Here is a 22818-nt window from a genome sequence, read left to right on the forward strand (position 1 = left end):
TGCGCGCGTCGCCTGCGGCGCGCATCAAAAAAAGAGATGCTCAAGGAAAAAGACCACGTAGAACCCGGCCGAGACCAGCGCCAGGATCAGCGCCGTACGCCGCGCCTTGCTCTGGCGCGTACTCGATTTTGGATCATCGGCCTGGGGACGATGCTTGCCGGAATTGCTGTTCATCGCGAAATCCGACCGGGCGCGGGCACCCGGCCGCAAGCATCCTCAGTGGGTGATATCGCCGTGCGCGAGCATCCCGGGCAGGATCTCCGGCGGCGTCGGATAGCTGTGATGCGGTGGCGGCGAGGACAATTCCCACTCGAGTCCGCGCGCGCCCTCCCACACCCGTGCCGGCGCCTTGTCCCTGGCGAAGTACACGGTGTAGATGATATTGCCGACGAAGATCAGCTGGCTGGCGCCGAACACGAAGCCGCCGATCGAGCTGACCATGTTCCAGTCGGCGAACGCCACGTTGTAGTCGGGGATGCGGCGCGGCATGCCGGCCAGGCCGAGGAAATGCTGCGGGAAGAACAGCACGTTGACCGAGATCGCGCTGAGCCAGAAGTGGATCTTGCCCCAGCGCTCGGAATACATGTGCCCCGACCATTTCGGCAGCCAGAAGTACACGCCGGTCATGATGCCGAAGGCCGCGCCCGAGACCAGCACGTAGTGGAAGTGCGCCACCACGAAGTAGCTGTTGTGGTACTGGTAGTCGGCCGGCACCAAGCCGAGCATCAGGCCCGAGAATCCGCCGATGGTGAACAGGATCACGAAGGCCACCGCGAACAGCATCGGCGTCTCGAACGTCATCGAGCCCTTCCACATCGTCGCCACCCAGTTGAACACCTTCACCCCGGTGGGCACCGAAATCAGCATGGTCGCGTACATGAAGAACAACTGCGCGCCCACCGGCAGGCCGGTGGTGAACATGTGGTGCGCCCAGACGATGAACGACAGGAAGGCGATCGAAGCTGTGGCGTAAACCATCGGCTTGTAGCCGAAAATCGGCTTGCGCGCGAACGTGGGGATCACCTCGGAGATGACGCCGAACGCCGGCAGGATCATCACGTACACCTCGGGGTGCCCGAAGAACCAGAAGATGTGCTCGTACAGCAGCACATCGCCGCCACCGGCGGCATTGAAGAAATTGGTACCGAAATACCGGTCGGTCAGCAACATGGTCACCGCGCCGGCCAGCACCGGCATGATCGCGATCAGCAGGAACGCGGTGATCAGCCAGGTCCACACGAACAGCGGCATCTTCAGCAGGTCCATGCCGGGGGCGCGCAGGTTGAGGATGGTGGCGATGATGTTGATCGCGCCCATGATCGAGCTGATGCCCATCAGGTGGATCGCGAAGATGGTGAACGCCAGGGACTCGCCGGTCTGCAGGATCAGCGGTGGATACATCACCCAGCCACCGGCGACCGCGCCGCCGGGCATGAACAGCGTCGACAGGATCAGCAGGAAAGCAAACGGCAGGATCCAGAACGACAGGTTGTTCATGCGCGGCAACGCCATGTCGGGCGCGCCGACCATCATCGGGATCTGCCAGTTGGCCAGGCCCACGAACGCCGGCATGATCGCGCCGAAGATCATGATCAGGCCGTGCAGCGTGGTCAGCTCATTGAAGAAATATGGCTGCACCAGCTGCAATCCTGGCTTGAACAGCTCGGCGCGGATGACCATGGCCATGGCACCGCCGATGAAGAACATCACCAGCGCCAGCACCAGGTACATGGTGCCGATGTCCTTGTGGTTGGTGGCGAACAGCCAGCGATGGACGAAACCCTTGGGCACGTCGTCGTGGTGGGCGTCGTCGTGGTGGATGGCGGCGTCGGTGCTCATGGCCTGAAGCCTCGGTCAGTGTGAATCGGATCAACCCTGCGGGGCGGCGCCGGGAGCGGCGACGACCTGCGCGGTACGGGAAACATCCTGCATGCGCGATTTGTTTTCCTGCGTCACCAGCCACTGCTGGAACTCGGCGCGCGGCACGGCCTTGATCACGATCGGCATGTACGCGTGATCCTGGCCGCACAACTGCGCGCACTGGCCACGATAGGTGCCGGGCTTGTCGAGCTGACCCCAGGCGTCGTGAATCTGGCCGGGAATGGCGTCGGCCTGCCAGCCCAACGCCGGCACCCAGAAACCGTGGATCACGTCCGCCGCGGTGATCAAAAACTGGATCTTGGTGTGCGTGGGCACCACCAGCGGGTGATCAACGTTGAGCAGATAATCATCGACGCCGTGCGCGGACTTGATGCTCCACGGACTGATGCCTGAATCCATCTGCCGCGCATCGTTGCTGTCGGTGGCCAGCATCGAGATGATGCTGACGTTGTTGACCGGCTGGCCTTTGTAATCGATGTACTCGTAGAACCACTTCCATTGCACGCCGGTGACCTTGACCGTCAACACCGAATGGCTGGTGTTGTTTTCATAGACCAGGATACGCGTGGCTGGCCACGCCAGGCCAATCAGGATCAGCACCGGAAGAATCGTCCAGATCACCTCGGCCTTGGTGTTGTGTGTGAACTGGGCCGCCTCGGCGCCTTTGGATTTGCGGAACTTGAGCATGGCGTAAATCATGGCCCCGTAGACCACCACGCCAATGCCGACGCACACGTAGAACACCGCCATGTGCAGATCCCACACGTCGTGCGACAGGGGGCTGGCGCCGCGCGTGAGGTTGATCTGCCATTGCGTGGGATGCTCGGGGTTGGCCAGCGCAGCCGTCGACACCAACATGCCGGCCAGAGCCAGCAGCATGCGCGCACGCCAATGCGCGCTGGGCCGGGTTGCAGGACGGGTCGCGAGCTGGGTCATGGGCTTGTCCGTGGATCCTGTTGATGAGCGGGCAGGCGCAAACGCGCCAGACTGTCTTCAAGTTGCTTGCACACCACCTGACGCTCCTCCTCGCCGAGAAACGCGCCGATTTCCAGCGCGCGTCCGTGCGAAACCAGCGTCAGGCGCGGATGCGCATGCCCGGGCTGCAGGCGCACGCGCACCCAGTAAGGCTGCAGTTGCACGCGGCTGCGCTGCGCGGGAAAGCGCACGATCTCCAGCGCGTCATCGGTCAAGGTGATGCGTTCGGCGCGCTCGCCCGCGCGCCATACCGCCGCGAACGCCAGCACCACCACCGCCGCGTCGATCAGTGCGAAAAATGGCGCGTAGGCATTGCCTGCCAGGCTGCTGACCAGCGCCACCAGCATGATGTAGCCGGCGAGCAGGCCCGCGGCCCAACGCAGGCCGCGCAGACTGAGCGCGCGATTGGGCCGCAGCCACAAAACCTGCACACCTGAAGACGGCGATGGCGTGTTGATCGAGATCACGGCGTTTCGGTTTCCTTCAGCTTGCAGAATAGCGCCCGCTTGCGTCGACCGGCAAGACGCAAAATCGCGTCCATCGACTTGACCGCGGTCAAACCCCGTGCCGATTGGCCGGCGCTGCGACAACATGCCGCATGGCGCGCATCGCGGCATCGCCCTGATCGGCGCCACAGCTAAACTAGCAGGCTGCATCACGACGCATTGCCCATGACCATCCTCGAATCCGAACTGCCCGTCAACACGCGCTTTGCAGCCATCAGTGCCGCCTGGAGCGAGCCGGAAGAACGCGTCCTGGCGGCACGTCTCGCCGAAGCGATGCCCACGCCTGCGGCGGCCGCCGCGATCGCGCAGCAAGCGATCGCCTTGGTCGAGCACGTGCGCGCGCGCACCCCGGAGCAGAGCGCGGTGGAATCCTTCATGCGCCAGTACGACCTGTCCAGCGAGGAAGGCGTGCTGCTGATGTGCGTGGCCGAGGCGCTGCTGCGCATCCCCGACAGCGCCACCGCCGATCGCCTGATCCAGGACAAGCTCGGCGACGCCGACTGGGAAAAGCACCTCGGCAAGAGCGACTCGCTGTTCGTCAACGCCTCGACCTGGGGGCTGCTGCTCACCGGCCGCCTGGTGCAACTGAGCGGCGCCACCGAGCGCGACTGGCTGGGTGCGCTCAAGCGCATGGCCGGGCGCAGCGGTGAGCCGGTGGTGCGCCTGGCGGTGCGCCAGGCCATGCGCATCATGGGCCACCAGTTCGTGATGGGCCGCAGCATCGAGGAAGCACAGGATCGTGCCGCCGAAAAAGCGCAACGCGCTTACCGCTATTCCTACGACATGCTCGGCGAAGCGGCGCTCACCGCGCCCGACGCCGCGCGCTATCTGCAGGCCTACCGCGATGCGATCCGCGCGTTGGGCCGGCGCGGTCCCTACCGCGACGTGCTGGACGCGCCGTCGATTTCGGTCAAGCTGTCGGCACTGCATCCGCGCTACGAAGTGGCGCAACGCGCGCGGGTGCTGCGCGAGCTGGTGCCGCAGTTGCTCGAGCTGGCGCAACTGGCCAAGGCCCAAGGCATCGGCATGACCGTGGACGCCGAGGAAGCCGAACGGCTGGAGCTCTCGCTCGAGGTGATCGGCACGGTCTTCGCCGAGCGCACGCTGGATGGCTGGGACGGCTACGGCCTGGCCATTCAGGCCTACCAGAAGCGCACACCCTTCGTCATCGACTGGCTGGTCGAGCAAAGCCGTGCCGTGGGCCGGCGCTGGTGCGTGCGCCTGGTCAAGGGCGCGTACTGGGACGCCGAGATCAAGCGCGCCCAGGAACTGGGCCACGCCGACTATCCGGTGTTCACGCGCAAGGTCAACACCGACGTGTCGTATCTGGCCTGCGCGCGCCGCCTGCTGGATGCCGGCAGCGCACGCATCTTTCCGGCCTTCGCCACGCACAACGCGCATACCGTCGCCGCCATCCATCACCTCGCCGCGGGGCGCCCATTCGAATTCCAGCGCCTGCATGGCATGGGCGCGGACCTCTACGCCGAGGTCGTCGGCAAGGACAAGCTCGACGTGCCCTGCCGCGTGTATGCGCCGGTCGGCAGCCATGAGGACCTGCTGCCGTATCTGGTGCGGCGCCTGCTGGAAAACGGCGCCAATACCAGTTTCGTCAATCGCATCTCCGACGCCGGCTTGGCGCCGGCCGAACTGGTGGCCGACCCCTGCGCCGCCGCCACGCGCAACGCCCAGGCGCAGCATCCGCGCATTCCGCTCCCCCTCACGATGTATCTCCCGGTCAGGAACAATTCCATGGGCGTGAATTTCGCCAACGATCCCGAGCTGCGCGCGCTGGCCGCGCAGATCAACGCCGAACAAGGCCCGTGGCGGGCCGCGCCGCTGGTGCCGGGCGCTGCCGCCGGCAGCGCCGCGCCACGCACGGTGACCGACCCCGCCGACCGCCGCCGCACGCTGGGCCAGTGGCTCGACGCCGACGACGCCTGCGTCGAGCGCGCGCTGGGCAATGCCGTGGCCGCGCAACCGGGCTGGGACGCAACACCCGCCGCGACGCGCGCCGCCGCGCTCGAGCGCGCCGCCGATCTGCTCGAGCAGCGCCGCGGCGCGTTCATCGCACTGTGCGTGCGCGAAGCCGGCAAGACCCTGCCGGCCAGCGTCGCCGAGGTGCGCGAGGCCGCCGACTTCCTGCGCTACTACGCGCACGAAGCGCGGCGCCTGTGCGGCGCGCCCATCGCCCTGCCCGGTCCCACCGGCGAGCAGAATCAAATGCATCTGCACGGTCGCGGCGTGTTCGTGTGCATCAGCCCGTGGAACTTCCCACTGGCGATCTTCAGCGGGCAGATCGCCGCCGCGCTGGCCGCCGGCAACAGCGTCATCGCCAAGCCCGCCGAGCAGGCCACGCTGATTGGCCACGCCATGACGCGACTGCTGCACGAGGCCGGCGTGCCTGCGGACGTACTGCAATTCGTGCCGGGCGAGGGCGCCACGGTCGGCGCGGCGCTCACCCGTGACGCGCGTGTGGCCGGCGTGGCTTTCACCGGCGGCACCGACACCGCCTGGGCGATCAACCGCAGCCTGGCCGCACGCAACGCGCCGATCGCCACGCTGATCGCCGAGACCGGTGGCCAGAACGCACTGATCGCCGATTCCTCGGCGCTGCCCGAGCAACTGGTCAAGGACGCCATCGCCTCGGCCTTCGATTCGGCCGGACAGCGCTGCTCGGCGGCGCGCGTGCTGTTCGTGCAGGCCGACATCGCCGACAAGGTGCTGACCATGCTGGCCGGCGCCATGGCCGAACTGAAGCTGGGCGACCCCGGCCTGCTGTCCACCGACATCGGCCCGGTGATCGACCAGGACGCGCTGGATGTGCTGACCGCACATGCGGCGCGCATGCAGCGCGAGGCCCGGCTCATCGCGGAGGTACCGCTGCCCGCCGCGTGCGCGCATGGCACCTTCTTCGCGCCACGCGCGTACGAGATCGCCAGCATTGGCGTGCTGCAGCGCGAGGTGTTCGGTCCGGTGCTGCACGTGGTGCGCTGGCAGGCCGATCAGCTCGACGCGGTGATCGCCGCGATCAATGCCACCGGCTACGGGCTGACCCTGGGCATCCACAGCCGCATCGACACCACCATCGAACGCATCAGCCAGGGTGTGCGTGCCGGCAACTGCTACGTCAACCGCAACCAGATCGGCGCCGTGGTCGGCGTGCAACCGTTCGGCGGCGAGGGGCTGTCCGGCACCGGGCCCAAGGCCGGCGGGCCGCACTACCTGCAGCGCTTCATGACCGAGCGCGTGATCAGCGTCAACACCACCGCCGCCGGCGGCAATGCCTCGCTGCTGACGCTGGGCGAGTAGGCGCTCGCGCCAGCGCGAAAAAACCCGCGCCATGGCGCGGGTTTTGTGTTGCCGCAACGAAGCAGCGATCAGAAGCGATACGTTGCCGAGGCCGACAGCAGATCGGCACTGTTGGTGTAGTAGCCGGTGAGCAGATCGTTGGTCGGACTCTCGCTGTTGACATGCGCGTTGTTGACGAACAGATGCGCGTAGCCGACGTTGATCTCGAAGTTGTCCAGCGGCTTGTAGCCCAGACCCACCGTCAGCCAGCGGCGCGTGGCGTCGGGCACGCGCGGGTCACGCGTCAACTGGTAGGTCGGCGAGGTGTCCACGCCGACGCCCGCACGCAGGGTCAGCGTGTCGCTCAGGTGGTAATCGCCACCAACCGAGATGAAGTGCGAGTTGCGCCAGTTGAACACCTCGGTGCTGGGCGGCTGCGCCGGGTTGGCATACACCACGGTGAGATTCTTGAAGCTGCTCCACTGCGTCCAGTCGGCCTGCACGCCGGCGCTGAAGCGATCGTTGAACACATGCCAGTAGCTCAGGTTCACGTACGCGGGGGTGGCGAAAGCGGCGCTGCCACCGGTGTTCTGGAACAACGGCAACTGCGCGGCGGCGAACACGGTCTGCACCTGCGCGGGCACGGTGAACGTGGCGTTGCCGGTCAGGGTCTGGCTGATCTTGGCGTGATACAGCAGGGCGATCGTATCGCGGTCGGTCGGCTTCCAGGTCGCGCCGATCTGCCAGCCCCACTTCCAGTTGTGGCCCTTGATTTGCGCCAGCCCGTCGGCGGACTGCGGCATGAAGGTCGGCGCCAGATTGAATGGCGGTGCCGCGAGAATCGAACCGAAATTGATCGCCGAGGTCAGGTCCGCGCTGGTGCGCTGCGCGATGAGGCTGGCGCCCAGCGCGAAGTTGTCCGCCACCTTGTATGACACCGAGAAGGTCGCATCCACCGATTTGAAGTCGGACAAGATCGCGTTGTAGCGACCCACCCAGGTCGGGTTGTACTGGGTCTGGAAGCCGAACGGCGCCGACACACCCATGCCGAACGCCCACTGCTCGTTGATGGGCTGGAGATAAAAGAACGCCGGCACCGGGATGGTGCCTCCGGCATTGCCGCCGTTGCCGCCGGAAACCGGCTGCCCCAGAGCATCGGTGGCGCTGCCGTGGAATCGGGAACTGAAGTCGATCGCCGTGGCGCTGACCTGGAGGTAGCTGTGCTTGAACCACGCCATGGACGCCGGGTTGTTGACCACCACCGAGGGGTCGCCCGGTGCGGCGCCGTCACCGGCATAGGCGCGACCCATGGCCTGGGCGCTGTTTTCATTCAACTGAAACGCGCTGGCGCGGGCGGCTTGCGGCGCGACCAGGGCAACGGCCACCGCCAGCGCCAGCGCGCCAACGGCATAGGCACCGTGAGCGGTGCGCATGGAAGTCTTGTTGTGGGGCATGCGGGTGTTCTCCATTAGGCTGGCGGGGCGTGTTTGCGGCGCGGGCGCCGTTTTCGGGAGCCGCGCGAGGCTGCACCGTACGTGAAAGTATTGCAAGACATGGCGCAGCACAGCGGCCATCGGTCATGCCCATGCACGCGGGCCTGCGCTGCGCCAGCACAGACTCCGCACGGCCAGTGCCGTGCACGGCAAGCACCGCCCGCCAGCACGCAGCGGCGTGCGCTGCCTATACTTCGGCAACTTCACCTGATCGAGCCGCACGCCGCATGACGTCGCCACGCCCACGCCTGCCGCTGGCTCTCGCCGCGTTCGCGCCCGCGCTCATGCTCACGGCGCTGGCGGCGCTGCCATGGCCGCTGCTGCGCGTGCTGCTGCTGCTACTGGCCAACACGCTGGCCATGGCCGCAGCCATGTACGCGCTGGGCGCGGCGGGTGCGCCCTGGCAAATGGCCACGCTGCGTCGTGTCCCGGCGCATCTGGCGCGCTTCGCGCTGGCCTGCCTGCTGCTGCTGGTGCTGTGCCTGTGGCCGCTGCTGCAATTGCAACGCCATCCCGCGGCGCCAGGCAACATGATCCTGCTGCTCGCCGCATTGCTGGTCACGCTGCTGGCGCTGTGGCCGTTCTGGACGCGCTATGCCGAGGTATTTGCCGCCAACCCGGGGGTCATGAACAGCGCCGATGCGATGGGTGCGACGATCGCGCAGCGTTTTGCCCGACGCACCCCGGCGCGTGGCGCCCGCGGCTACAGCCACGGCTTGCCGGCGACGCTGGCGCTGTTGTTGCTGGCGTGCGGCGTGATTGCACTGAGCGGCTTGCCACTGCTGCCCATCACCACGCCACTGGCATGGCTGCTGCTCGCTGGATACGCGATTGCCGTGCTGCCGCTGGCCACGCTGCTGCTGGCGTCGCGCACGCTGGCATTGCCGCTGGATGCGGCCGCCGCTGGCTCCTCCGCGCGGGCAGCGGGCGACACGCAGACACCGGCATTTGCGCTGCGCTCAGCCCCGACCGACGCCGCACCCGCGCCGCTGGTGGACGTCCCTGCGGCGCCATCCGCGCCGGCGCCGCCGGTCATCGACCCGGCCGCGCTGGGCCTGCAACTGCTCGACGCCGCGCGCCGCGGTGACAGCGACACCGCGCTCGCACTGCTGGACGCGGGCGCGCCGGGCGATCCCGTCGCGCGCAAGGACGCCGCGGACCAACGCAGCGCGCTTGCGCTGGCCGCGGTGCTGCCGGATACGCGCCTGCTGCGCGCATTGATCGGACGCGGTGCCGAGGTCAATCGCCTGCAAGGCGGCCTGACCGCGCTGCACGCAGCCACGCGCGATAGTTGGCACGGCCGCGACGAGGCCGTGCTGGCGCTACTCGCCAACGGCGCCGATCCGCGCCTGCGCGACGCCGAGGGCCGCACCGCACTGCACGGCGCCGCGCTCAGCGGCAATCCCAATATCGCCGCGATGCTGCTGGACGCCGGCGCCGCGATCGATGCACTCGACACGCAGGGCATGAGCGCGCTCAGCCTCGCCTGCCGCGCCGCCAACTGGACGCTGACCGCGTTCCTGCTGGAGCACGGTGCCGCGGCCGATCCTGCCGAGGGCGAGCCACCACTGGTCGCCGCCTGCGGCATCGGTGAGGACGACATCGCCGGCGCGCGCCTGCTGCTCAAGCACCGCGCCAAGGTCGATCGCTGCGATCGCCTGGGGCGCAGCGCGCTGATGGCCGCGGCGCTGGAAGGGCATCCCGCATTGCTGCGCTTGCTGCTGGCCGGCGGCGCCGATGCGCGCCGTGCCGATCGCAATGGCACGACCGCGCTGATGGAAGCCGCACGCGCCGGCAAGGCCGAATTGATCGAGGCGCTGGGCGCGGCTGGCGCCGATGCGCAGGCACAGGACGTGCACGGCCGCGATGCGCTGATGCTGGCCTGCCAGTCGCCGCGCGCGGATGCAGCCGCGGTGCTGGCGCTGCTGGCGCTGGGCGCCGATGCACGACGCCGCGGCAGCGATGGCCGCAGCGCGCTGGACCACGCCAGTGCCGCCGGGCGCTGGGATCTGGTCGCGGCGCTGGCCCCGGACACGCCGCTGCCGGCCAGTCTGCGTGGCCAGGTCATGCCCGCGCCCGGTGCCGACAGCCCCGCCGATCTGCTCGACGCGCTGCGCGGCGAGCACTGGGCCGCGGTGTCCACTTTCGAGCGCTCTCTCGATACCTGGCCCGCGCACAGCCTGGCCGAGCTGTATCTGCAACTGGCCGGCGGCGGCTACGACAGCGCGCGGCGCTGGCTGCTGGACCGCGGCGCACTGGGCGAGGCGCGCCTGGAAGACGGCACACGCCTGTTCGATGCACTCATCCAGCGCCTGCCGGACACGCTGGAAGCGCTGGAGGAATTGCTCGAACAAGGCGCCAGCCCGGCTGGCGGCGGACTGCTGGCACGCATGCTGGCGCATCTGGGCAATACCCCGGAAGGCGCGGCGCTGACTGAGGCGCTGCTGGCGCGCGGCGCCGATGCCTTTGGCGCCAGCGACGCCGGACGCACGCCGCTGAGTCTGGCCGCCGCGGCCGGCTGGCAGGCGGCGCTGGATGCGCTGCTGGCGCGCGGCGCCGATCCCAATGCGCGCGATGCGCGCGCACGTGCGCCCTTGCACCACGCACTGCAACTGCCGGCGGCACAGGCACTGCCACTGGTACGCAGCCTGATCGCCGCAGGTGCCGATGCCCAGGCCAGCAGCGACAACGGCGAGACGCCGCTGGGCCTGGCGCTGGCGCAGGGCGACGCCGCGCTGATCGACTGGCTGCGCTGGGACGGCGGCTACGCGCTGCCGCGACGTGCACTGCGCGCCGAGGATCTGCCCGCTGCCGCCGCCTGCGGTGACCTCGCCGCGGTGCGGCGTCTGCTGCAACTGGGCTTCGCGGTGGATCACGCGGATGCCGCCGGCTACAGCGCCCTGCTGCATGCCAGCGGACGCGGCTTCGCCGATCTGGCGCGCGTGCTGATCGCTGCAGGCGCACGCCTGGACGTGCTCGGCAGCAGCGGTGTCAGTTGCCTCGCCGCGGCGGTCAACGGGCGCCAGCGCGCATTGGTCGAGCTGCTGTTGCAACATGGCGCCGCGGTCGATCAGCCGCTGGCCGGCGGCGCACGCGCGCTGATGCTGGCGGCGGCGCGCGGCAGCGCCGATCTGCTGGAGCTACTGCTCGGCGCGGGCGCGGACGTCAACGCCAGCAGCGAACACGGCCAGAGCGCATTGCTGGCGGCAGCGCGCTACGCGTTCGATCGTGGCGACAGCCTCGGCGCGCGGCGCGTGTTCGACGTGCTGCTGCGCCACGGTGCCGCGGTCAACCACAGCGACAGCGGCGGCATGAGTGCGCTGCTGCTGCTGCTGGGCGCGCACGCGCCGCCCGGTCAGGATGGTGATGCGACGCATCTCGGCGCATTGCTGCCACTGCTGCTGGATGCCGGTGCCGAGGTCGCGCATGCCGACCAGCGCGGCGTCACCGCGCTGCACGCCTGCGCGCTGCACGCGCTGTTGGGTCCGGCGCGCACCCTGATCAGTCGTGGCGCACCGCTGCAGGTCCGCGATGCGTGGGGACGCACCCCGGCCGAGGTAGCGCAGCGCCTGGGCTTCAGCGATCTGGCGCTGGAACTGGAAGCGCGCGCGCTGCCCGGCGTCAAGCGGACTTTGTTGCGCCCGGCGGCCGAGGATTGAGCGGCACAGCGGTCGCATCGCTCTCCGCGGCATCGGCCTCGAACAGGCGTTCCAGATCGGCCAGTGCCTCGCGCGTGGATTGCACCAGCTTGGTCTCGTCGTCGTAAACCTCGTGCTGCCGGCGCAGCAGGTCTTCGTCGTGCTTGCGGAAACGCTCGACGTGCGCGGCCGCGGTGGCGGCATCGAAGCCCAGCGTCTCCAGCACCTGGCGCGCCATCACCAGACTGGAATGGAAGGTCTCGCGCACCACACGGTGTGGCTGCAGATCCATCAGCCGAAACGCGTGCTGGCGATTGCGCGCGCGCGCGATCACCTTGAGCCCCGGATACAGGCGTCGCACCAGACGCGCGGTGCGCAGATTGGTCTCCGGATCGTCGGTGGCCAGCACGAACACCTCGGCCTGCGCGACCTGCGCGGCGCGCAACAGTTCGGGGCGGCCCGGATCGCCGAAGAAAATGCGCATGCCGCTGTAACGGCGCGAGGTTTCCACCTGCTCGATCGAATGCTCCAGCGCGGTGAAGGGAATGCCGTGCGCCTGCAGCACGCGCGCCACGATCTGCCCGACGCGACCATAGCCGGCGATGATCACGCGCGGCATGTGCTCGGCCGGGATCGCATCGAATGGCCGCTGCGGCGTATTCGGGCGCCGCGCCAGCAGTACATGGATCGCGGCCACCAGCAGCGGCGTCAGCGCCATGCTCAGGGTGATCGCCAGCACCAAGCGCTGGTGCATCGCTGCATCGAGCAAACCGTGCGCGCGCGCCAGTTGAAACACCACGAAGGCGAACTCGCCACCGCCGGCCAGCAGCACGGTCAACCGCAGCGCGGCGCTGGCATCGCGCAAGCCAGCGCGACCCAGCGCGTACAGCACGGGCGCCTTGATCAGCAACAGGCCCAGCACCAGCGCCGCGATCAGCAGCGGCTCGCGCAACAGCAGCGGCAAGTTGGCGGCCATGCCCACGCTGATGAAAAACAAGCCCAGCAGCAGGCCCTTGAACGGCTCGATGCTGGCTTCCAGCTCATGGCGATATTCCGAATCGGCTAGCAGCAGGCCGGCCAGAAACGCGCCCAGCGCCATCGATGCGCCCGCCTGCCCGACCAGCCACGCCGTACCCAGCGCCACCAGCAACGCCATCGCCGTGGATACTTCCACCTGCTGCACGCGCGCGGCCATGCGAAACAGCGGCCGCAGCAGCAGGCGCCCACCCAGCACCACCACCAGCACCACGCCGGCGACTTGCAGCAGGCGCGGCCACAGCGGCGCATCGGCCTGCGCGCCGGGTGCCAGCAGCGGCACCGCCGCGATCAGCGGAATCGCCGCCAGGTCCTGAAACAGCAGCAGCGCGAACGCCAGGCGTCCGTAGGCGCTGGGCAGCTCCTTGCGCTCGCCGAGAATCTGCAAACCGAACGCCGTCGAGGACAACGCCAAGCCCAGCCCGACCACGCTCGCCGCGCGCGCGCCCAGCCCCAGCCCGAAATGCGCCGTCACGCCCAGCAGCGCCGCCGACACCAGCACCTGCAGCGCGCCGTAGCCGAACACCTGGCGCCGCATCACCCACAAGCGCTGCGGCGACAGTTCCAGCCCGATCAGGAACAGCAGCAGCACCACGCCCAATTCCGACAGCGTGTCCAGCGTGCTGCCGCCCCGCACCCAACCCAGACCGTGCGGCCCGATCAGCATGCCCGCGCCGAGATAGCCCAGCACCGCGCCCAGGCGCAGGCGGCTGGCCAGCGGCACCGCGATGACGATGGCCAGCAGAAAAATCAGCAGCGGCAACAGCAGCGAATGCGAGTGCACGATGCGCCCGGCTTGGAACCCGCGATCACTTTAACCGCACGGTGCCGGGTCGACACGAGTGTGCTCAGGCATCTGCCGACATGGCCAGCAGCACGCCCGCGAACACTACTGCCGCGCCGAGCGCCATCGCCGCAGCGAACCCCGCGCCCACGTTGCTGCCCGCCGCGAACACGCTGCCCAGCACGCCGACGCCCAGCGTGGCGCCGATCATGCGCGCGGTGTTGACCATGGCCGAAGCGGTGCCGGCGCGGGCGGGCTCCACCGCCGCCACGGCGCTGGCCAGCACCGGGCCGGTGTTCAGCGCCATGCCCACGCCGGTGAGCAACAGGCCAGCTTCGGCCAGCCACAGGCGTTGCCCCGCGTGCGAACACGCCAGCACGGCGATGCCCGCGCCGATCAGCGCCATGCCGCCCGCCATCAGCCGCCGCGTGCCGAAGCGCTTGCTCCACGGGCCGGAGCGATGCGACAGCGCGACGAAGGCCAGCGACATCGGCAGCAGCGCCAGTCCCGCGCCGGTGGCGTCGAGCACGTTCGCGCGCAACCAGTTCAGCGGCAGCAGGAACAGCACGCCGTACATGCCGAAGGTCATCGCCGCGGCCACGCCGTTCACCGCGGCCAGCCGCGCGTTGCGCAGCAGCGGCAGCGGAATCATCGCCCCCGCGCCCGCACGCCGTTCGACGCGCACGAACAGCAGCGCGGCCAGCAGCGCCACCACCACGGCGGGCCACAGCAGGCGCTGCACGATGGCGGCCACCGCCAGTGCGGCCAGCGCGAGGCCGCCGAACAACTGCCCCGGCAGATCGACGCGCCGCCCCTGCGCATCACGCGATTCCGGGATGGCGCGCGGCGCCCACAGCAGCACCGCGAGGCCGATGGGCACGATGAGCAGAAACACGCTGCGCCAGCCCGCGGTCTGGATCAGCCAGCCGCCCAGCGTCGGACCGATGGCCAGCGCCGCGCCGTTGGCGCCGGCCCACACGCCGATGGCGTGGGCGCGCTCGTGCGGGTCGGCCCAGATGACGCGAATCAGCGCCAGACTGGCGGGCAGCAGCAAGGCCGCGCCGATGCCCGCCAACACGCGCCCGGCAATCAGTGCGGCGATATTGGGCGCCAGCCCGGCGAGCAAGGAACCCAGCACGAACACCGCCGCGCCCACCTGCAGCACGCGCCGCCGCCCGAGCAGATCGGCCAGGGTGCCGCCGGTCATCAGCAGCGCGGCATAGCTCAGGTTGTAGCCATCCAGCACCCATTGCAGCGCCGGCAGCGGCGCGTGCAGGCCGACGCCGATGGCATGCACCGCGAGATTGACCACCGAGGTATCGACCTGCGCGATGAGCACGGCTAGGCACAGGATGAACAGGATGGTGCGGCGATCGGCGTGCGCTGCATGGGCATTAGACATGGCGTGAACTGCGAGGTGGGCAGGCCGTCATCGTCGCCGCGCGCGCAATGTCATGATTCGGCGCGCACCGAAGTGTCGTGTCCGCACAGCGACCACAATCAGGCCCATGCGAGCCACACATACCGGGACGCCGCTATGACCCGATCAGCTATCCGATGGGAGCGCAATGGTCAGCGCGGCAATCAATATCCAACCAACTCGATGTGATAGTTGGCAGCGCACTAACCGACGTGCGTCGATTGCAGTTCTCCAGCGAAACCGCCTTGAAATCCCGCAGGCCGATCACCTCAAACACGTAGCGCAAATAGGGAGTGACAAAGTCGACCTGTCCCCCCGGTTCGGCACCGAGGCTGCCTCCGCTGGCCAGCACGACGCGCACCGGTCGGTCGCGCAACAGGCCCGTTTTCCCGTTTGCATCTAGCCGAAAGGTTTGTCGAGGACGCACGACATGGTCGATCCAGGCTTTCAGTACCGAGGGCAGCGTGAAGTTGTGCATCGGCGTGGACAACACGATCGCATCGGCGCTGGACAGTTCAGCAATCAACCGATCCGAAAGTCGCAGCACGACACGCTGTGCAGCATCGCGTTGCGCATCCGGCAGCAGACTCGCTTGGACGAACGCCGCATCGGGGTGTGGCAAGGGTTCCATCCCAAGATCCCGTTCGATCACCTGCAAGGCCGGATGGTGTAACTGCAGGTGCGCAATCGCCGCCGCCGCTGCCTTTCTACTGTGCGAGGCCGCGTGCCGTGGGCTTGCCGAGACATGCAACAAGGTTTTCATCGCCGATCAGCTTACCAATGACACTTCGGCGGCGATCGGCAGACTGAAGCGCAACGCCGTGGCGAGCAGCCCTTGGCGAAAATAGAAGCGCTGACCGAGTGCGTTCGATAGCGGGGTATCCAGCAGCAGCTTGGTACAGCCCAACAGGCGCGCGTCTTGCTTGAGGCGTGTCATCAATTCGGCACCATGACCGGAGCCGCGCAAGCAGGCATCGGTTACCAGATCGTCCACATACATATGGCGGCCGGACACCAGATTCTCCTGAACCCGATAGCCTGCCAACGCTAAGACGTTTGAACCCGCGTGCAGCGCGAGCAATCGATAACCGTCCAGGGACTGTCGGTGCCAACGGCTGACGAATTCATCCTCCGATGTCAGATGTGGACGCAACTGCACCATCAAGGGATGGCACCGCCGTGCATGCGCTTCCTCTTCGACCATCTGAATGTCAGGGGTAAAAGTCATCATGCCGCGCTCCCGCTTGCGTGTGCCTGACTCGGAATTGGCGGCGTGAAGCGCAGCGTGCCCGCGATGCGGTTCCACGCGTTGATCGTCGCTATCGCAGTGGTCAAGGCGACGATTTCGACTTCTTGGAACAGAGATTGCAGACCGTCGTAAGCGGAATCTGGAACATGCGATCCGGCCATTCCGGTCAACGCTTCGGCCCAGGCCAAGGCGGCGCATTCGCGCACCGTGAAAGCCCCGGCATCGCGCCAGGCGGCGACCAAGTCCAGCTGATGGTCCGGCACGCCCTGACGACGCGCCTGATTCAAGTGGTACTGGATGCAATAGGCGCAACCGTTGATCTGCGAGACGCGCAGCTTGATCAGTTCGGTCAAGCACTTGTCGAGCCCGCTGTCGTCCACGGCTTTGCCGAGTGCGCGCAGTGCAGCAGGTGCAGCCGGAATACTGCACTCGAAGGTATCCCAAGAGATGCGCGGCGTTGATGCATGGTGGTTCACGGTTGGGTTCCTGTCTGGTCGGAGTAATATCAAAGCACGAACACTATATTCGAATTCGAACATTATGGGAAAAACTCAGCACCCCACGTCGGTTCCCGCTGTCGGCGAAGGCAAGCGCGGCGAGCAGGGGCACATCGGCTACCTGCTGCGACAGGCGCAGACGGCGCATCGGCAACATATGGAGCAGGCGCTGGCCGATAGCGCACTAACGCTGCCGCAGTTCATGGTGCTGACCATGCTCATGGCGTACCCGGGAGCGTCGGGGGCCGATCTGGCGCGTGTGTCCTTACTGACGCCACAGACGGTGAGCGTGATCGTCACCAATCTGGAGCGCAGCGGAGCTATCGAACGCCACGCCCACGCGGTGCACGGGCGCATTCAGCACATCGCTGTCACAGCATCAGGCAAGCAACAGCTGGCCGCCTGCCGCAGCAAGGTCAAGCTCGTCAAGGACGAGCTGTTGTCGGGCCTCTCAGCCGCAGAGGAAAAGATCATTCGCCGTTGGTTGGTGCGCATCGCTGACACCCAATAATGATCTGCAGCCTTGTTGCGGAAAGCATCGCCATGCTTCGGCGCGCGCCGAAGCATGGCCCGCGTGCTGCACTCACAATCACGCTCCAGCAAGCCGCAACATCGGAAACTCACCATGACCCACGACATCGACATCGCCCGCATCGCCGCGTTGGTGGGCGAACCCGCGCGCGCGGCCATGCTGCTGGCACTGGGCGATGGCCGGGCGCTGCCTGCGGGCGAACTGGCGGCCTGCGCCGGGGTGAGCGCGGCCACCGCCAGCGGGCATCTGGCCGCGATGCGCGAGGCGGGGCTGCTGGACGCGAAGCAGCAGGGGCGCCACCGCTACTACCGGCTGGCGTCGGCGCAGGTCGCCGCGTTGCTGGAATCGCTGATGCTGGTGGCGGCGCAAAACCCGGCGCGGGTGTCATCACACGTCGATCCGCTGTTGCAAGCCGGGCGCACCTGCTACAGCCATCTTGCTGGGCGGCTGGGGGTATCGATCTGTGACGGGTTGTTGGCGCGCGGAGCGCTGCACATCGAAGACGACCTGGCGCATTTCACGCCACGCGGCCTGGCCCTGCTCGATGACTTCGGCCTCGACACGCGCGCCCTGCGCCGCCAGCCGGTGAGCAAGACCTGCATCGACTGGAGCGAGCGCCGCCATCATCTGAGCGGCCCCGTCGGCGTGGCTTGGTACCGCCGCTGCGTGGAACTGGGCTGGGTGCGGCATCACCTTGACAGCCGCGCGGTCAGCGTCACCAAGGCCGGGGCCAAGGGGCTCGCGGCATCCTTCGGATCGGCGTTCACAGCGACTATCTGATGCAAACCGGCAACGCTGGTGCGCCGCCGGTGACCCTAGGCCGACTGCAAAGCCAGCAGCGCGTCGGCTACTGCAACCTCGGCATGCAGTGCGGCAACGCGTTCCGGCTCATGCGGCTCATGGTCGGGATTGAACAACGTCGGATCACCGATGCCGGACCACGGCCGCAGCTCCATGCCAGCCGGAGCCAGCCGCACCGCGGCACGTAGCAGCGCGGAATGGATCGATGCGGCGCGCAGGCTGCCGGAAAGCGCAAGAACTCTCATGCTGCCCCGCGCGGGGTCATCGTCGTGGAACACGACAGGATGGAAACGCCACGGGGTGACGTGGGTACCCCGCGTCGCAAGCCGGTTGTGGCGAACACCCCCGCTCAGCCCGCGCGCAGCCAGCGCGCGGCATCCAGCGCGTAATAGCTGAGGATGGCATCGGCGCCGGCGCGCTTGAACGCGGTGAGGGTTTCCAGCACCACCGCCTTCTCGTCGAGCCAGCCGTGTTGCGCGGCGGCTTTCAGCATCGCGTACTCGCCGCTGACCTGGTACACGAAGGTGGGCATGCCGAAGCGCTGCTTCACGCGATACAAGACATCCAGATACGGCAAGCCGGGCTTGACCATTACCGCGTCGGCGCCCTCGGCGATGTCCAGCTCGACCTCGCGCAACGCCTCGTCGCTGTTGCCGATGTCCATCTGGTAGGTGTGCTTGCCGCCCTTGCCGAGATGGCCGGCCGAACCGACCGCATCGCGGAACGGGCCGTAGAAACTGGATGCGTACTTGGCCGAATAGGCAAGGATGCGCGTGTGGATGTGCCCGGCTTGCTCCAGCGCCGCGCGGATGGCGCCGATGCGCCCGTCCATCATGTCCGAGGGCGCGACAAAATCGATGCCGGCCGCGGCCTGCGCCAGCGCCTGACGGGTGAGCGCGACGATGGTCGGCTCGTTCATCACGTAGCCGTGTTCGTCGATCAGGCCGTCCTGACCGTGCGTGGTGTAGGGATCGAGCGCGACGTCGCCGATCAGGCCCAGTTCGGGATGCGCCCGCTTGAGCACGCGGATCGCGCGCTGCATCAGACCCTCGGGATTCCAGGCCTCGCGCGCATCCTCGCTCTTGACACCATCACCCGGCGCCGGAAACAGCGCCAGCGCCGGAATGCCGGCCGCCACGCACTCGGCAGCGAGGGTTTCGAGGCGGTCGATCGACAGCCGCGCGACGCCCGGCATCGAGGCCACCGGCTCGCTGCGATCGCTGCCTTCGCAGACGAAGGCGACCATGATCAGGTCGCCGGGCGTGAGCACGGTCTCGCGCATCAGCGTGCGCGAGAACGCGTCGTGGCGCATGCGCCGCAGGCGCGTGGCGGGATAACTCATGGCGCGGCTCCACTGACAATGCGCCATTTTACGCCGCGCGCTGGTGTCGATGCCGCGCCGGATCCCGGATCGGCGCGGTGCGCCGTCCGGGATGCCGGGATGAAACCGCAACGCACTTGTCGCGGGTTCAGCGATTGCCCTGGTCGCTGCCGCGGATGAAGTTGACCAGGTTGGCATGCAGCTGCTTGATCGACTGCGGCTGCTCGTACAGCATGTGGCCGCAGTCGTAGAAGTTCAGCGTGATGTTCTTCTGCAGTGCCGGTGGCAGGCCGAGATGTTCGACGGTGTACTCGGTGCCGTAGAACGGCGTGGCCAGGTCGTAGTAGCCGTTTTCGATCTGCACCTTCAGGTGCGGGTTGTAGCGCATGGCCGCGGCCAGATCGGGCGCGACGTTGGTGTAGCCCGGCCAGTTGATGCGGCCGCCGTAGTGCTTCCAGTTCCAGTCGCGACCCACCGTGTCGCTGAGCACGATGTAGTTGCGATCCTCGCCGAAGTGCAGCGTTTGCCGCACATAGCGGTTGAACGCGGCGGTGTAGGCGCCGGTGATGGCGTCGCTTTGCGGATCATTGAACGCATACTCGGCCAGCTGGTCGGCGGCATAGCCCGAGTAACGGCCGTCCAGACGTCCGGTGACCAGATCCTTGCTGCGCTGCAGCTCGGCCATGAACTGGAACAGGCTGACGCGCAGGTCGGCTTTCTCGATGTAGCTCGGCTTGAGGCCGGTGTATTGCGCCAGCTTCTGCACGATCTGCGCTTTTTCGGCAGCCGGCAGCGAGGATCCCAGCATCAGCGCACTGGCGTATTCGCCGCGCGCGAAGTTCTTCACCTGTTGCAGGTAGGCGGGCAGATCAGCCGGGCACTGCGTGACCTTGTGGTAGCAGGCCACCGCGGCGTAGCTGGGCAGGAAGCTGATGTAGGGCAGATCGTTGCCCGGGTTGAAGCTGTCCGTCTCGAAGTTGAGGATCGAGGACATCAGCACGACGCCATTGAAGTCCATGCCCTGCTGCTGCAGGTCGTTGACCAGCACCGCCGAGCGTGTGGTGCCGTAGCTTTCGCCGATCAGGTACTTGGGCGAGTTCCAGCGGTCGTTGCGCGAGACGTAGTCGCTGATGAACTGGGTGAAAGCCTTGCCATCGGCGTTGACGCCGTAGAAATCCTTGGGCGTGCCGACGCCACCCTGGTCCTTGCCGATGATGCGGCTGAAGCCAGTGCCCATGGCATCGATGAACACCAGGTCGCTGACGTCCAGCAGCGAGTCATTGTTGTTGACCACGTTGTACGGCGCCGGCGGCGTGTGGCGGGCATCGCCGCTGATCACGCGCACCGGGCCGAACGCGCCCATGTGCAGCCACACGCTGGAGGAGCCGGGGCCGCCGTTGTACAGAAACGCGATCGGCCGCGTGGACGGATCGCGCACGCCGTTCTTCACATAGGCCACGTAGAACATGCTGCCGGTGGGCTTGCCTTCCTTGTTCTTGAGGATGATGGTGCCGGCGGTGGCGGTGTAGTCGATGCGCTTGCCGTTGATGGTGACGCTGCCGTGGGTTACCGATTTCTCGTCCTTGGGCGGCGCCACGTGTGCGGCGGCGGACTGGGTTTCGGGCTTGGCGGGTGCGTCGGCGGCACTGACGCCGAGGCTCAAGGAGAGCGCGGTGCCGGCCAGCAGCAGGGCGAGGTTACGTTTCATGGGTGGTCCTCTGCGATCAGCCGCGCGCGGCGGCATGGGTGATGAAAGCGTCGATGTTGTGCGCCAATTGCGGCAATACGGCCGGATTCAGATACAGCATGTGTCCAACCTTGTAGTAGTCCTCGTGGATGTTGCCTTGCAGAGCCTGCGGCAGACCCATGTGTGCGATGGTGTAATTGGTGGCGTCGAATGGCGTGGCCAGATCGAACCAGCCGTTGTTGAGCAGCAATTGCATGGCTGGGTCGTTGCTCATGGCGCGCGCCAGCGCAGGTGCCACGTTGCGCACGCGGCCCAGGGTCTTGCCGCTGCCGACGCCCTGCGCCAGTGCGCTCAGCGGTGGCGTGTAGCGACCCCAATCCCAGGCCTTGAACACCGTGCCACTGGTTTGCACATACAAGTGCTGGCTACGGTAATGCAGGCTGTTCCGCAGGTAATCATCGAAGCGGGTACTGAGCGCGCCCCAGATTGCGGTGGTTGCCGCGCCGGCGGCCGAGCCGCCTGATTCTGGATCGAGCGGCTGCAGTTCCGGCGTGATGAAACGCGCGTCGAAGCGGCCGGTGCTATAGCCATCGCCCAGCAGATTGCGCTGAAACACCGACAGCGGCATGCGCAGATCGGCACGCAGCCACAGCGCCACCGGCAGGCCGGTGTAGCGCGCCAGTTGCGCGGCGATGCGCGCCTTCTCGGCCGCGGGCAGCGCCGCGCCCTGGAACAGCGCGTGCGCGTAGGCGCCACCGGCGAACTGCTCGACCTGGTGCACGAAGGCCGGCAGATCCGGCGGCTGCGGGTGCAGGCGATGGTGGTACCAGGCCACCGCCGCGTACGAGGGCAGATACAGCTCATAGGGCAGATCGTTGCCGGGATTGGTATTGAGCGTGGCGAAATCCAGCACCGTCGAGCACAGGATCACGCCATCCAGATACACGCCCTTGCCCACCAGATCGCGTGCCAGCACTGCCGAGCGCGTGGTGCCGTAGCTCTCGCCGAGCAGAAACTTGGGCGACTGGAAGCGCCCGCTCTGCTGCACGTAGCGCTGGATGAACTGGCTGAAGGCGTGCGCGTCACCGTTGATGCCGTAGAACATCTTCGGCATGCCGTAACCGACGATGCGGCTGTAGCCGGTGCCGACCGCATCGATGAATACCAGGTCGGTGCTTTTCAGAATGCTGTCGGCGTTGGGCACCAACCGGTACGGCGGCTGCGCCGCCTTGGCATCGCCCGGCGCCGGCCACACCAGCCGGCGTGGGCCGAAACCGCCAACATCCACCAGCGCCGAAGCAAAACCCGGACCGCCGTTGTAGGCAAAGGTGATCGGGCGCCGCGCCGGATCGCGCACGCCGTCCTTGGTGTAGGCGATATAGAACACGCTGGCCGTGGCTTGATGCTTGGCGTCATACAGCAGCAGCGTGCCGGCCGTGGCGGTGTAGTCGATGCGCTGACCATCGATCACCACGCTGTGATGGGTGACCACGCTGCGCGCCTTGGGAATCGGCAGCGGCGCCGGCTTGGCGGCTTTGACGGTCTTCGCGACCGCGGGTTTCGCGGCCGCGCGCGCAACGGGCACGAGCAGCGGCAGGGCCGCGATCAGCACTGCGCCGAGCACAGCCTGCTGGATGATGGTCTTCATGGCACTGCGCATGTCGACACCCTAGGTTGTGGACCCGAACGATTCGGCGCGAATCCTGCACGC

Annotated in this window: 18 protein-coding genes; 4 read left to right on the forward strand and 14 right to left on the reverse strand. The window is 67.5% G+C overall.

From position 1 onward, the window contains the following. Positions 1 to 24 precede the first annotated feature (24 nt). From Mschef_RS17555 to Mschef_RS00435, 4 genes are read right to left on the reverse strand one after another with little or no spacing between them, the layout of a single operon-like run. Positions 25 to 174, reverse strand: coding sequence for a hypothetical protein (locus Mschef_RS17555; RefSeq protein WP_168708907.1), 150 nt, complete (start codon positions 172 to 174; stop codon positions 25 to 27). 42 nt (positions 175 to 216) lie between these two features. After that, the gene (gene ctaD, locus Mschef_RS00425; RefSeq protein ID WP_081125903.1) at positions 217 to 1839 is read right to left on the reverse strand and encodes a cytochrome c oxidase subunit I; all 1623 of its coding nucleotides are present in this window, start codon (positions 1837 to 1839) and stop codon (positions 217 to 219) included. Between the two features lie 30 nt (positions 1840 to 1869). After that, positions 1870 to 2817, reverse strand: coding sequence for a cytochrome c oxidase subunit II (gene coxB / locus Mschef_RS00430; protein ID WP_081125904.1), 948 nt, complete (start codon positions 2815 to 2817; stop codon positions 1870 to 1872). After that, the gene (locus Mschef_RS00435) at positions 2814 to 3323 is read right to left on the reverse strand and encodes a DUF2244 domain-containing protein (RefSeq protein WP_168708906.1); all 510 of its coding nucleotides are present in this window, start codon (positions 3321 to 3323) and stop codon (positions 2814 to 2816) included. Before Mschef_RS00435 ends, coxB begins: the two co-directional genes overlap by 4 nt. A gap of 204 nt (positions 3324 to 3527) precedes the next feature. Between Mschef_RS00435 and putA the strand changes: the two genes are divergently transcribed. Beyond that, positions 3528 to 6671, forward strand: coding sequence for a bifunctional proline dehydrogenase/L-glutamate gamma-semialdehyde dehydrogenase PutA (gene putA / locus Mschef_RS00440; protein WP_081125906.1), 3144 nt, complete (start codon positions 3528 to 3530; stop codon positions 6669 to 6671). Between the two features lie 68 nt (positions 6672 to 6739). On the opposite strand, the gene Mschef_RS00445 is transcribed toward putA, so the two are convergent. Beyond that, positions 6740 to 8083: an OmpP1/FadL family transporter gene (locus tag Mschef_RS00445; RefSeq protein ID WP_242426403.1), complete on the reverse strand. Its 1344-nt coding sequence runs from the start codon at positions 8081 to 8083 to the stop codon at positions 6740 to 6742. Positions 8084 to 8370: 287 nt separating this feature from the next. Between Mschef_RS00445 and Mschef_RS00450 the strand changes: the two genes are divergently transcribed. Then, entirely contained in the window at positions 8371 to 11802 is a 3432-nt protein-coding gene (locus Mschef_RS00450) for an ankyrin repeat domain-containing protein (protein ID WP_081125907.1), read from the forward strand. Here the strand turns inward: Mschef_RS00450 and Mschef_RS00455 are convergent. The 5 genes from Mschef_RS00455 to Mschef_RS00475 all read right to left on the reverse strand — a co-directional run bounded on the left by Mschef_RS00455 (position 11765) and on the right by Mschef_RS00475 (position 16745). Further along, a complete protein-coding gene (locus Mschef_RS00455) occupies positions 11765 to 13600 on the reverse strand; it encodes a monovalent cation:proton antiporter-2 (CPA2) family protein (protein ID WP_081125908.1) in 1836 nt (611 codons plus the stop codon). The genes Mschef_RS00450 and Mschef_RS00455 overlap by 38 nt on opposite strands. A gap of 64 nt (positions 13601 to 13664) precedes the next feature. Then, positions 13665 to 15002 carry an MFS transporter gene (locus tag Mschef_RS00460; protein WP_081125909.1) on the reverse strand — a complete coding sequence of 446 codons (1338 nt, stop codon included), beginning with the start codon at positions 15000 to 15002 and terminating at the stop codon, positions 13665 to 13667. A 148-nt stretch (positions 15003 to 15150) separates the two neighbouring features. Then, complete coding sequence (locus Mschef_RS00465) at positions 15151 to 15783, reverse strand: FMN-dependent NADH-azoreductase (RefSeq protein ID WP_081125910.1); 633 nt, start codon at positions 15781 to 15783, stop codon at positions 15151 to 15153. A 6-nt stretch (positions 15784 to 15789) separates the two neighbouring features. After that, positions 15790 to 16251, reverse strand: coding sequence for a GNAT family N-acetyltransferase (locus tag Mschef_RS00470; protein ID WP_168708905.1), 462 nt, complete (start codon positions 16249 to 16251; stop codon positions 15790 to 15792). After that, positions 16248 to 16745, reverse strand: a complete 498-nt coding sequence (locus Mschef_RS00475; RefSeq protein ID WP_197686700.1) for a carboxymuconolactone decarboxylase family protein — start codon at positions 16743 to 16745, stop codon at positions 16248 to 16250. Before Mschef_RS00475 ends, Mschef_RS00470 begins: the two co-directional genes overlap by 4 nt. Here Mschef_RS00475 and Mschef_RS00480 point away from each other — a divergent pair. Both Mschef_RS00480 and Mschef_RS00485 read left to right on the forward strand, forming a co-directional pair. Further along, positions 16717 to 17277 carry a MarR family winged helix-turn-helix transcriptional regulator gene (locus Mschef_RS00480; protein WP_206780143.1) on the forward strand — a complete coding sequence of 187 codons (561 nt, stop codon included), beginning with the start codon at positions 16717 to 16719 and terminating at the stop codon, positions 17275 to 17277. The genes Mschef_RS00475 and Mschef_RS00480 overlap by 29 nt on opposite strands. Before the next feature lie 114 nt (positions 17278 to 17391). Then, positions 17392 to 18078, forward strand: a complete 687-nt coding sequence (locus Mschef_RS00485) for an ArsR/SmtB family transcription factor (RefSeq protein ID WP_081126730.1) — start codon at positions 17392 to 17394, stop codon at positions 18076 to 18078. 35 nt (positions 18079 to 18113) lie between these two features. Here Mschef_RS00485 and Mschef_RS00490 read toward each other — a convergent pair whose 3' ends face one another. From Mschef_RS00490 to Mschef_RS00505, 4 genes are all read right to left on the reverse strand, one after another. Continuing rightward, positions 18114 to 18344, reverse strand: coding sequence for an NADPH-dependent FMN reductase (locus Mschef_RS00490; protein WP_081125914.1), 231 nt, complete (start codon positions 18342 to 18344; stop codon positions 18114 to 18116). Between the two features lie 104 nt (positions 18345 to 18448). Beyond that, positions 18449 to 19441, reverse strand: coding sequence for a porphobilinogen synthase (gene hemB, locus Mschef_RS00495; protein WP_081126731.1), 993 nt, complete (start codon positions 19439 to 19441; stop codon positions 18449 to 18451). 127 nt (positions 19442 to 19568) lie between these two features. Next, the gene (locus Mschef_RS00500) at positions 19569 to 21128 is read right to left on the reverse strand and encodes a S10 family peptidase (protein WP_081125915.1); all 1560 of its coding nucleotides are present in this window, start codon (positions 21126 to 21128) and stop codon (positions 19569 to 19571) included. 16 nt (positions 21129 to 21144) lie between these two features. Then, on the reverse strand, positions 21145 to 22755 hold the full coding sequence (locus Mschef_RS00505) for a S10 family peptidase (RefSeq protein ID WP_081125916.1): 1611 nt from the start codon (positions 22753 to 22755) through the stop codon (positions 21145 to 21147). Positions 22756 to 22818 lie beyond the last annotated feature (63 nt).

Origin of the sequence: Metallibacterium scheffleri (assembly GCF_002077135.1) — a bacterium.
Lineage (GTDB): Bacteria > Pseudomonadota > Gammaproteobacteria > Xanthomonadales > Rhodanobacteraceae > Metallibacterium > Metallibacterium scheffleri.

Coding starts and splice junctions, on each gene's coding strand:
- hemB (WP_081126731.1), bottom strand. CDS start 19,441: ATGAGTTATCCCGCCACGCGCCTGCGGCGCATGCGCCACGACGCGTTC.
- Mschef_RS00450 (WP_081125907.1), top strand. CDS start 8,371: ATGACGTCGCCACGCCCACGCCTGCCGCTGGCTCTCGCCGCGTTCGCG.
- Mschef_RS00485 (WP_081126730.1), top strand. CDS start 17,392: ATGACCCACGACATCGACATCGCCCGCATCGCCGCGTTGGTGGGCGAA.
- Mschef_RS00445 (WP_242426403.1), bottom strand. CDS start 8,083: ATGCGCACCGCTCACGGTGCCTATGCCGTTGGCGCGCTGGCGCTGGCG.
- ctaD (WP_081125903.1), bottom strand. CDS start 1,839: ATGAGCACCGACGCCGCCATCCACCACGACGACGCCCACCACGACGAC.
- Mschef_RS00490 (WP_081125914.1), bottom strand. CDS start 18,344: ATGAGAGTTCTTGCGCTTTCCGGCAGCCTGCGCGCCGCATCGATCCAT.
- Mschef_RS00465 (WP_081125910.1), bottom strand. CDS start 15,783: ATGAAAACCTTGTTGCATGTCTCGGCAAGCCCACGGCACGCGGCCTCG.
- Mschef_RS00505 (WP_081125916.1), bottom strand. CDS start 22,755: ATGAAGACCATCATCCAGCAGGCTGTGCTCGGCGCAGTGCTGATCGCG.
- Mschef_RS00480 (WP_206780143.1), top strand. CDS start 16,717: ATGCGCGGCGTTGATGCATGGTGGTTCACGGTTGGGTTCCTGTCTGGT.
- coxB (WP_081125904.1), bottom strand. CDS start 2,817: ATGACCCAGCTCGCGACCCGTCCTGCAACCCGGCCCAGCGCGCATTGG.
- Mschef_RS17555 (WP_168708907.1), bottom strand. CDS start 174: ATGAACAGCAATTCCGGCAAGCATCGTCCCCAGGCCGATGATCCAAAA.
- Mschef_RS00470 (WP_168708905.1), bottom strand. CDS start 16,251: ATGATGACTTTTACCCCTGACATTCAGATGGTCGAAGAGGAAGCGCAT.
- Mschef_RS00500 (WP_081125915.1), bottom strand. CDS start 21,128: ATGAAACGTAACCTCGCCCTGCTGCTGGCCGGCACCGCGCTCTCCTTG.
- putA (WP_081125906.1), top strand. CDS start 3,528: ATGACCATCCTCGAATCCGAACTGCCCGTCAACACGCGCTTTGCAGCC.
- Mschef_RS00460 (WP_081125909.1), bottom strand. CDS start 15,002: ATGTCTAATGCCCATGCAGCGCACGCCGATCGCCGCACCATCCTGTTC.